The sequence below is a fragment of the Phormidium tenue FACHB-1050 genome (genome assembly GCF_014696925.1).
Taxonomy (GTDB): domain Bacteria; phylum Cyanobacteriota; class Cyanobacteriia; order Pseudanabaenales; family Pseudanabaenaceae; genus Pseudanabaena.
Genome location: NZ_JACJQY010000081.1, coordinates 1 through 8,800, shown reverse-complemented (window position 1 = coordinate 8,800; position 8,800 = coordinate 1). Strand labels below are relative to the sequence as shown.

10 protein-coding genes and 1 pseudogene are annotated in these 8,800 nt (G+C 40.7%); 10 read left to right on the top strand and 1 reads right to left on the bottom strand.

Going from position 1 to position 8,800, the window contains the following annotated elements; all coding sequences use genetic code 11:
- The 9 genes and pseudogenes from H6G05_RS24640 to H6G05_RS24600 form a co-directional block, all read left to right on the top strand.
- A partial coding sequence (locus H6G05_RS24640; RefSeq protein ID WP_190582584.1) for an N-6 DNA methylase occupies positions 1 to 1,032 on the top strand: 1,032 nt, incomplete at its 5' end.
- Between the two features lie 30 nt (positions 1,033 to 1,062).
- A complete protein-coding gene (locus tag H6G05_RS24635) occupies positions 1,063 to 1,347 on the top strand; it encodes a type II toxin-antitoxin system ParD family antitoxin (protein WP_190582582.1) in 285 nt (94 codons plus the stop codon).
- The gene (locus tag H6G05_RS24630; RefSeq protein WP_190582579.1) at positions 1,344 to 1,685 is read left to right on the top strand and encodes a type II toxin-antitoxin system RelE/ParE family toxin; all 342 of its coding nucleotides are present in this window, start codon (positions 1,344 to 1,346) and stop codon (positions 1,683 to 1,685) included. Before H6G05_RS24635 ends, H6G05_RS24630 begins: the two co-directional genes overlap by 4 nt.
- Positions 1,682 to 3,016: pseudogene (locus H6G05_RS25505) on the top strand (type ISP restriction/modification enzyme). Before H6G05_RS24630 ends, H6G05_RS25505 begins: the two are co-directional and overlap by 4 nt.
- A 134-nt stretch (positions 3,017 to 3,150) precedes the next feature.
- Positions 3,151 to 4,041, top strand: coding sequence for an Rpn family recombination-promoting nuclease/putative transposase (locus tag H6G05_RS24620; protein WP_190582577.1), 891 nt, complete (start codon positions 3,151 to 3,153; stop codon positions 4,039 to 4,041).
- A gap of 105 nt (positions 4,042 to 4,146) precedes the next feature.
- Positions 4,147 to 5,130: a class I SAM-dependent methyltransferase gene (locus H6G05_RS24615; RefSeq protein WP_242025819.1), complete on the top strand. Its 984-nt coding sequence runs from the start codon at positions 4,147 to 4,149 to the stop codon at positions 5,128 to 5,130.
- A gap of 90 nt (positions 5,131 to 5,220) precedes the next feature.
- Positions 5,221 to 6,207, top strand: a complete 987-nt coding sequence (locus H6G05_RS24610; RefSeq protein WP_190582569.1) for a hypothetical protein — start codon at positions 5,221 to 5,223, stop codon at positions 6,205 to 6,207.
- Positions 6,204 to 6,440 (top strand): hypothetical protein, encoded by a 237-nt coding sequence (locus tag H6G05_RS24605; RefSeq protein WP_190582566.1) that lies wholly within the window; start codon positions 6,204 to 6,206, stop codon positions 6,438 to 6,440. Before H6G05_RS24610 ends, H6G05_RS24605 begins: the two co-directional genes overlap by 4 nt.
- Positions 6,441 to 6,523: 83 nt before the next feature.
- Entirely contained in the window at positions 6,524 to 6,997 is a 474-nt protein-coding gene (locus H6G05_RS24600) for a hypothetical protein (protein ID WP_190582565.1), read from the top strand.
- Between the two features lie 64 nt (positions 6,998 to 7,061).
- On the opposite strand, the gene H6G05_RS24595 is transcribed toward H6G05_RS24600, so the two are convergent.
- On the bottom strand, positions 7,062 to 7,514 hold the full coding sequence (locus tag H6G05_RS24595) for a hypothetical protein (RefSeq protein WP_190582564.1): 453 nt from the start codon (positions 7,512 to 7,514) through the stop codon (positions 7,062 to 7,064).
- A 153-nt stretch (positions 7,515 to 7,667) separates the two neighbouring features.
- Between H6G05_RS24595 and H6G05_RS24590 the strand changes: the two genes are divergently transcribed.
- Positions 7,668 to 8,759 (top strand): helicase C-terminal domain-containing protein, encoded by a 1,092-nt coding sequence (locus H6G05_RS24590; RefSeq protein WP_190582563.1) that lies wholly within the window; start codon positions 7,668 to 7,670, stop codon positions 8,757 to 8,759.
- Positions 8,760 to 8,800: the final 41 nt, after the last annotated feature.

Below are 8,800 nucleotides of genomic sequence, written 5' to 3'. Positions count from 1 at the left end.
ATTGAGAAGGTGATCAATGCGTTGACTTCTAAGCATTTCAGCCGCGCTCATTTTTTGAGTAGTTTGGATCGGTTTTATGGGGCGATCGAGGAGACGGCGGCGACGATTGATGATTTTTCGCAAAAGCAGGATTTTTTGAATACGGTCTATGAGAAGTTCTTTCAGGGCTTTTCGACTAAGGTGGCGGATACGCATGGGATTGTGTATACACCGCAGCCGATTGTAAATTTCATGGTGAAGAGTGTGGAGGAGATTTTGCAACGGGAGTTTGGCAAGTCTCTAGTGGATAAGGGTGTGCATATTCTCGATCCGTTTGTGGGTACAGGAAATTTCATCATACGGGTAATGCGTGAGATTGCGGAAATCCAGAAGTCGGCTTTGCCTCACAAGTATGAGCATGAGTTGCATTGCAATGAGGTGATGTTGTTGCCCTATTACATTGCTTCGATGAATATTGAGCATGAGTATTTTGAGCAGACTGGGAAGTATGAGGCGTTTGAGGGGATTTGTTTGGTGGATACGTTTGAGGATCTGCGTATTGAGCAGTTAGGTTTATTTACGCCTGAGAATATGAAACGGGTAGAGAGACAAAGGGAATCAGATTTATTTGTGGTGATTGGGAACCCTCCATACAATGTGGGACAGTTGAATGAGAATGATAACAATAAGAATCGCAAGTATACGACTAAAAACAAGACTGGGATTGACGATCGCGTAGCGGCTACCTATGCCAAAGCTTCAAAGGCGACTTTGAAAAACTCTCTTTCCGATCCTTATGTAAAAGCAATTCGTTGGGCTTCTGACAGAATCGGCGATGAAGGAGTGGTTGCTTTTGTGACTAATAACAGTTTCATTGATGGGATTGCGTTTGATGGGATGCGTCAGTATTTAGAGCAAGAATTTGATCAAATTTATGTGTTTGATTTAGGCGGCAATATTCGTAAAAATCCCAAGCTATCAGGCACAACTCATAATGTTTTTGGCATTCAGGTGGGGGTAAGTGTTAATATATTTGTGAGACACTCACGATAGTTGTACAAATTTTCTGAGGAGTAAACTACAATGCAGATTGCCTTAAGACCAGAACAAGAAATGTTTGTTTTAGAAAAAGTCAATCAGGGAGTTTATGGGAGTCCTGAAGAACTCTTTGCTTTGGCATTCCAACTTTTGGAAGAGCATGAATTAAAAAGAAAAGAATATGAAAGAAAGCAACAAAAAATAATTGAGGTTCGTCAAAAAATCCTTGAAGGGATGGAAGATATTCGTCAAGGAAGAGTTGTTGATGGGGAAGCTGTGTTTCAACAATTGGAAAATAAATTAGAAGCTGTGAGACAGAAACAAGCATGAAAACTTTTTCTTTCTCTAATGCGTCAGTTCGAGATATAAATGAAATCTGTGAATTTTATGGACAGGAAAATGTTGATGTAGCTAGTAAATTATTTGATAACATTCGCAAAAAATGCAAGTTATATGCCGAATTTCCGAACATGGGGAAGAAATATAGTCATTTCATACCAAATAGAGAAGAATACTATCAATCTTTTATCTCTAATCTTCGCGGGTTTGTCGTTGATGATTATGTTGTGTTTTATTATCCACGACAAGATGGAATTGATGTTTTTCGGATCTTGTCTGGGAAACAAGACTTGATAAGCATTTTGGAAAATTTAGATTACGATCTATGAAAAAGGCTAAGATTTATTATGCGCGGATGGATGAGTTTTGGCGCAAGGAACAGAAGTTAAGTTGTTTGGAAAAGTTTGAAAGTCTGCAAGATGTTGATTGGCAAGAGATTCAACCAAACACAAAATATGTTTGGCTAACAAAAGGATTTGAGGATGATTTTGATAGCTTTATTGCATTGGGAAGCAAAGAAGCTAAAGCGTCAAAGGTAGATGTAACTGATTGTATTTTTAAAATTTTTAGCAATGGTGTCAAAACTAATCGCGATTCTTGGGTTTATAATTTTAATTATAGAGATTTAGAAATAAATATCCAAAGAACAATTGATACTTATAATGATCAATTAATTAGCTGGAAGCAAAAAGGTAACAAATCTCTTAATATTGACGAATTTGTTACCTGTGATGACACTAAAATAAGTTGGAGTAGTACTCTTAAAAACTACTTAAATGCAGGTATTAAAACAGATTATTTTTTAGAAAGAATTAGGTGTTCACTCTACCGACCTTTCTGCCTACAGTTTCTCTATTTTGATGAGATATTAAATGATCGACGTGGACAATTTCCATTAATATTTACAACAGTTAAGGAGGAAGAGGAAAATCGAATAATTTGTGTTAGTGGTCTTGGTAGCAATAAAGAGTTTTAATCTTTAGTTACTAAACTAATTCCTTGCTTTGATATGTTAGAAAAAACTCCGTGTTTCCCTTTCTATATCTATGATGAAGATGGAAATAATCGCCAAGAAAACATTACAGATTGGGCGTTAGAACAATTCCAAATCCATTATCAAGATCCCAAAATTACCAAATGGGACATCTTCCATTACACCTACGCCCTACTCCATCATCCCCACTATCGCCAACGTTACGCCGCCAACCTCAAACGCGAACTACCGCGCATCCCCTTCGCACCAGAATTTCATCCCTTCGCCATCTCTGGAAAACGCCTCACCGAAATCCATATCAACTACGAACAACAACCCGAATATCGCCTCAAACATATCGAAAATAAAGACCTCCCAATCGATTGGCGAGTCGAAAAAATGCGTCTCAGCAAAGACAAAACTCAAATCAAATATAACGACTTCTTAACACTCACAGGTATTCCCCCAGAAACCTTTGAATACAAACTAGGCAACCGTTCCGCTCTAGACTGGATCATCGATCAATACCAAGTCAGCACCGACAAGCGAAGCGCGATCGCCAACGATCCTAATCGTCTTGATGACGAAGAATACATCGTGAGATTGATTAAACAAGTAATAACCGTTAGTTTGGAAACCGTTAAAATTGTCAAAGGTCTACCAGATTTAGGACTGCCAAAAGATTAGTGATGAAATCATGAACGAATTGCGCGATCGCCCAACGCGATGAATATACCAGCAAGATTAGAGAAGCAATGAAACTATCAAGCGATCGCGAATCCCGCAAGAAAATCCTCAGAGCTACTGTAAACTAACTGTTCATGAAGACAGACACGATATTCTATCAACTATTCAACACCTTTCACACTCTGCTGTTTGAGCTAATCGAACGCCCGATTGCTGAAGCAGAAGGTTATGAATTTAGCTCAGTAGAAGTGAAAGAAAAAGCCTTTCGGTTTGATGGCATATTTAGCCCCAAATATCAAGACAAACCGATATATTTACTTGAAGTACAATTTCAGCAAAAAGAAGACTTTTACTGGGAGTACTTATCAGAAATATATCTGTACCTGAACCAATATCGTCCTCAACAGGAATGGCAAGCGATCGCTATCTTTGCGAGGCGCAGTTATGAGCCAGAGCCAAGAAGCCATGTGCAGGAAATGCTCGACTGTCAAAGGATACAGCGAGTTTACCTAGAAGACCTGCTAGAGCGAGAGACAGACTCTTTTGCGATCAGTATTATTCAGCTTATCTTGTCTAGCGAAAGTCAAGCCGTAACTATGGTAAGACAATTAGGTGAAAAGATTGAGCGAGAAAACAATACCGAAATCCAAGAGCAGGTACTAGAATTAATAGAGACTGTGTTGGTATATAAATTTCCAAAACTTAGTCGGCAGGAGATTGAGGCAATGTTTACATACAGCGATTTAAAGCAAACGCGGGTATATCAACAGGCAAGAGAAGAGGGCGAGCAGCGTGGTGAACAACGAGGCTTAAAATTAGGCGAACAGCGTGGATTAGTAAAGGGTCAAGCTACAATGCTGCTGCGGATGCTTAGTCGTAAGTTTGGTCAGATTACCCCAAGTTTGCGGGGCAAGGTTAACAAACTATCGGCAAAGCAGCTAGAAAATTTAGCTGAAGTTGTATTTGACCTAGAGACGATCGCTGACCTCAACAACTGGCTAAAAACTAAGGGCAAAGGTAGCTAGAAGATTTTGAACCAATATCTGAAGAAAGACATGACAACGAAAGTCGTGTCCTTTTTTTATGGCTAGCGCTTGTTCGCAAGAACAAAAACTAGGAAAAAGCTAAAAATGTACCAACCAATATTTGAGATCACGCCAGAAATTGAGCAGCATTTTGATAGCCCCCTGCGAGTAAAGGCAGAAGCAACCGTCCAAGCGATCGCCCTAAGTAAATCAATATCATCAGCAACAGCAGAGCAACAAGTCTCTCTTGCCAAAGCATCAGGATGGGGAACCCTCACCGATATCTGGGTAAAGACTAATCATCAAGGAAATACATGGCAGCATCGATGCCATGAAAAACTGAGCCAACTATTGACCCAAACTGAAATCCAAGCCGCAAAATCTGCAACCGCAACCGCTTACCAAACGAGCTTTGAAGTCATCCGCGCCATGTGGGATCTTCTTAGCAAGATCGGCTTTACGGGTGGAGCGATCGTTGAGCCAGCGTGTAACACACTCTCCTTTATGGGATGTCAGCCCGCGCTGATGAGAGAGAGATCGCAATGGGTCAGCATAGAAATAGACCCAATCTTTGCCCAAATCGCGAGATTGCTATATCCAGAAGCCCTGATTTACGCACAGGGATTTGAGACAGTGAGCCTAAGTGACAACAGTTTTGACCTAGCGATCGGTAACGTTCCCTTTGGCAATTACAAACTCTACGATCCGCGCTACGCCCACCTGAACCTGAGCATTCACAATTACTTTCTAGCCAAATGTACAGATTTAGTGAGGGAAAATGGGCTGATAGCCATAATTACCAGTTGCTTCACTCTTGATGCTGCTAATACTAGTTTTCGGAGATATCTGGCGAGTAAGTTAGAACTGGTGACTGCCATTAGATTGCCAGACATCGCTTTTAAGAAATTTGCCAACACGGAAGTAGTTGCTGACATTCTAATTTTCCGCAAGCTCACAGAAACTGAACAGATGGCGATGAATCGAAAAAATTACCAATGTCCTGATTGGGTTAAGACATCCCCATCAGGCAAATACACAGTCAATCAGGAGCCAATCATGATTAACCAATGGTTTGTAGAGTCAGCCTAGCGGCTGATCTAGAGAGTAACCACACCAAAACTACCGAGCGAGTCAATCCTTAAATAGGATTGACTCGCTTTTTTAATTGAGAACAAACCCATGTCTATAAGCCCATTCAAATTCCGCAATATTCTCGGAGAACTGACTGTATCAAAACTATACGGCGGAGAGCATTTAGGAGTAACCGCTCCAGCAAACTTTGACCTGAGAGCAGAGATTAGCAAGATTGGAAAAGCGATCGCTAAATTCTATGAACCAGCAGTAACTCAAACCAAAATAATCCAGATCCCCCCACAGTTACAAAAAGTGCTGCCGAATGCCTTTTGTGAGTATGAAGGACAAATCTATCGTCGCACTGATTATCAGCTCGAACTAGTTGCAAACCAACAACAACGCATTCGAGCCGCCATGTCTGTCGCTAAGATCCTAGATCTAGTGCTGAAAATGCAACAATACGAAGACGAAAAAGAACTAGCCAAACTGCGCCAAATTCTCAATCAAAAATATGATGAGTTCGCAATTAGATTCGGGCATTTCACTAGCAAAGAGAACCTCAGCATTTTCCAAGAAGACCCCAACTACTATCGATTGAGAGCATTAGAGATTGACCGAGGCAAAGGCAAAAGCCCAGCCAAAGCCCCAATCTTTCATCAAAGAACAGTTAGAGCGACTCCAAGATATCGGGCGGATAATGCCAAAGATGCTCTAGTCCAATGTCTGGATGCCAAAAGCTTTATCGACTTGGATTGGATCGCTAACCTTATCGACCAAAGCATTAGCACCGTTATTGCAGAGCTAGAAGGCGATATTTTCTACAACGGCACAATGCCACCAGCAACAGTACAAGAAACCACCAATGCTGAATGGATTACCAGAGAAGAATTCATCAGTGGCAACGTCGTCAACCGACTCAACAAAATCATCGCATGGAAAGAAAGCGAAGTACCCAACTCGCTGAACATCGACAAATACCATCAAACCATCAGCAGCAATCAACCAGTCCCCTGTTTGCCAGAAACGACAGACGTGGACATCAAAGTACGCTGCGCTATCAAATTAAATTGGGCATCAATGTCAATGCCATGACCACAGAAGAACTAAACCTAATCCCACGCAATACCATCCGCGTCAGACTGGGAACGACATGGCTGCCCGCAGATGAGATCAAAGAATTTAGCGAACAGCTATTGAGCCATGCAGGAACTAGCACCGTCAAATTCCATCCTGACCCAGCCAACATCTGGGTAATCAAAGGCGGCAGCAAACTGACAACCTCACCAAAAAAAACGAATGGGGAACACCCAAATATACTTTATTAAAATTATAATAAAACTATAATAAAAGATTGACAAAAGTATCTTAAAAGTATATTGTCTATACAACCACTCAAAGGAAATAAATCATGGATACTAAGAACATCAGCTATATTAAAAACGTCAGTAATGACAAGGGGTGGGCATACGCAGAGCATCCAGTTTCGTCTTATTTCTTGTTGCACTTTCATCGGAGAGAAGACAGTCCAACAGTAGAGCATCACGCTTTGAGCTTGCCAAAAGGATCTGTCATCATTTTGTCTCAAAACCCACCGTTTGGCACAGTTCGTTACTTGACTCATGTAGTGGAATTAGTTAATGATGGAATTGAGGATCAACCTCAGTGGAAGAACGGTGAAGATTTCGGGATTCTTAGATGGGTTAAGGTTCTTTGGGCTGCTAACTTCAGTGACACTAGCAATATTCCTGTTGATAGCGAAGTATTGAAAGCAAATTGGGGCTGGTTCGATACTAAAGCAAAATCATTAAACAGTCCAAACTTGATGACTCAGTGGGGAGATATCAATAGTTTGAGAACACATTTGGGAAGTATTTTTGGCTAACTAGAGTTCTTATAAGATTGTTGGCTTAATAAAATGCTAACAATCTTATGAGAAATATTAGAATCTAGTACTTAATTGTAATTTCGATATTATCTGGACTAACTTCATAATGTTTAGCCAATCCTGCTTTAGCCGCAGCAATAGTTAAGGAATGAGACTGCGAGGCTGTAACCTTAGATATTTTTTCAAACTTTAAATCAGATAGATTAATTCCTAGCTCTTGCAAACTTGTATAGCGGACTGGATTGCGATAACCATTCCAAAGGTCTGGGATATTGATTTTTGCCCATTCTGAAATACCAATGATGAAACGTTTTTCGTCTTCTGGCACTGGGTTTACTGATTCGATTTTACCTACTAAAAATCCCCTACCTCTATTGATACCCACAGAACTAGAACAAACTAGATACTGTTGGGTTCTAGCTCTATCTGCATTAAGCTTCCATTGCCAATCGCCCCCTTTACTTACAATTTCATCAAGACTATTAGCCGTAAATGTCAGAATTGCAGTGTCCATGATTTGTTGCCTTACTTAAAAGTATATATAAATCATACCCATTTTAAAATACTTCTATTAAAAATTTAATATAGTTTTATTATACATTTTAGTAAATTATACTTTGATAGCAAAATTCGTCTTTGAGATACCAAGGATGAGGATTAAAATGTGATGTCCTGCAAACCACCGCCAGAGCAAATCGCCTATATGGACAAACTCTGCGATCGCGCCGAAGCAGTGGCAAAACGTAAAGTCAAACCTGAAATTGACAACATGTTAAAAATTACAGGTGATGGAGCCAAGGCATGTATGCACACCAAATTGGTATCACCCAATGCAAGTGAATGGATAAACAACAAACTCTTAGCTTGTGCATGGAATGTCTGGCAAATCTGGACGATTACGGCTATCGCCAAAGGCACTCAAGCAATCTTCTGCGATCGCAATACACCCAAAAAAGACCGATGGAACAGTTACTGCTATATCCGCGATACTCTCGTGATGCTAGGCATACCTGCCGACCAGATTGCCTTTATCCATGATTACGACACGGATACTAGGAAAGCCAAACTGTTTGAATCCATCAACGAAGGCAAAATTAGGATTGTCTTTGGCTCGACATCAAAATTGGGAACAGGCGTGAACATGCAAAGCAAACTGATTGCCTTGCACCATATCGATTGTCCGTGGCGACCATCGGATCTCGAGCAACGCGAAGGCAGAGGAGTGCGTCAGGGTAACGAATGGAGCGATGTCTTCATCTTCCGTTATGTCACTGAAGGTAGAAACAACCAAGCAGGATTTGATTCGTTCCTATGGCAAGCAATTGAGAACAAACAACGGATGATTTCACAGGTGATGTCGGGTGATCGCACCCATCGCACAATTGAAGACATTGATGAGACAGTTCTTAATGCCGCCCAAATGAAAGCGATCGCCTCAGGAGATCCTCTAATTATGGAACGGGCAACCCTCGAAGCTGAATTGCAAGGATTAGGAATGCAATTGCAAGCCTATAACGATAGGCAATTCAGAGACAAATCCAAGATTCAGTACTTAACTGACATGGTAAATACCACTCATCCTGCCAGCATTCAGCGTATTCAATCAGACCTAGCCGTAGTCGCCCAAGCAAATCTGAAGCAATTCATTAGCGATCGCGGAGTGATGCTATACTTTGACAGGGGGGAGACTTTATTTTTAAAAAGGGGAAGAATGGAAGAAAAGTTAACTTTTCTCCAAAATGATCCAAATAACATTTAGCAAAGAAGAAATAGATGCCCTACATTAGGAAAGATTCCATC

Bases quoted from the DNA above. Each gene is read 5' to 3' on its own strand.
- H6G05_RS24595 (WP_190582564.1), bottom strand. From the start codon at position 7,514: ATGGACACTGCAATTCTGACATTTACGGCTAATAGTCTTGATGAAATT.
- H6G05_RS24605 (WP_190582566.1), top strand. From the start codon at position 6,204: ATGACCACAGAAGAACTAAACCTAATCCCACGCAATACCATCCGCGTC.
- H6G05_RS24620 (WP_190582577.1), top strand. From the start codon at position 3,151: ATGAAGACAGACACGATATTCTATCAACTATTCAACACCTTTCACACT.
- H6G05_RS24615 (WP_242025819.1), top strand. From the start codon at position 4,147: ATGTACCAACCAATATTTGAGATCACGCCAGAAATTGAGCAGCATTTT.
- H6G05_RS24590 (WP_190582563.1), top strand. From the start codon at position 7,668: ATGTCCTGCAAACCACCGCCAGAGCAAATCGCCTATATGGACAAACTC.
- H6G05_RS24610 (WP_190582569.1), top strand. From the start codon at position 5,221: ATGTCTATAAGCCCATTCAAATTCCGCAATATTCTCGGAGAACTGACT.
- H6G05_RS24630 (WP_190582579.1), top strand. From the start codon at position 1,344: ATGAAAACTTTTTCTTTCTCTAATGCGTCAGTTCGAGATATAAATGAA.
- H6G05_RS24635 (WP_190582582.1), top strand. From the start codon at position 1,063: ATGCAGATTGCCTTAAGACCAGAACAAGAAATGTTTGTTTTAGAAAAA.
- H6G05_RS24600 (WP_190582565.1), top strand. From the start codon at position 6,524: ATGGATACTAAGAACATCAGCTATATTAAAAACGTCAGTAATGACAAG.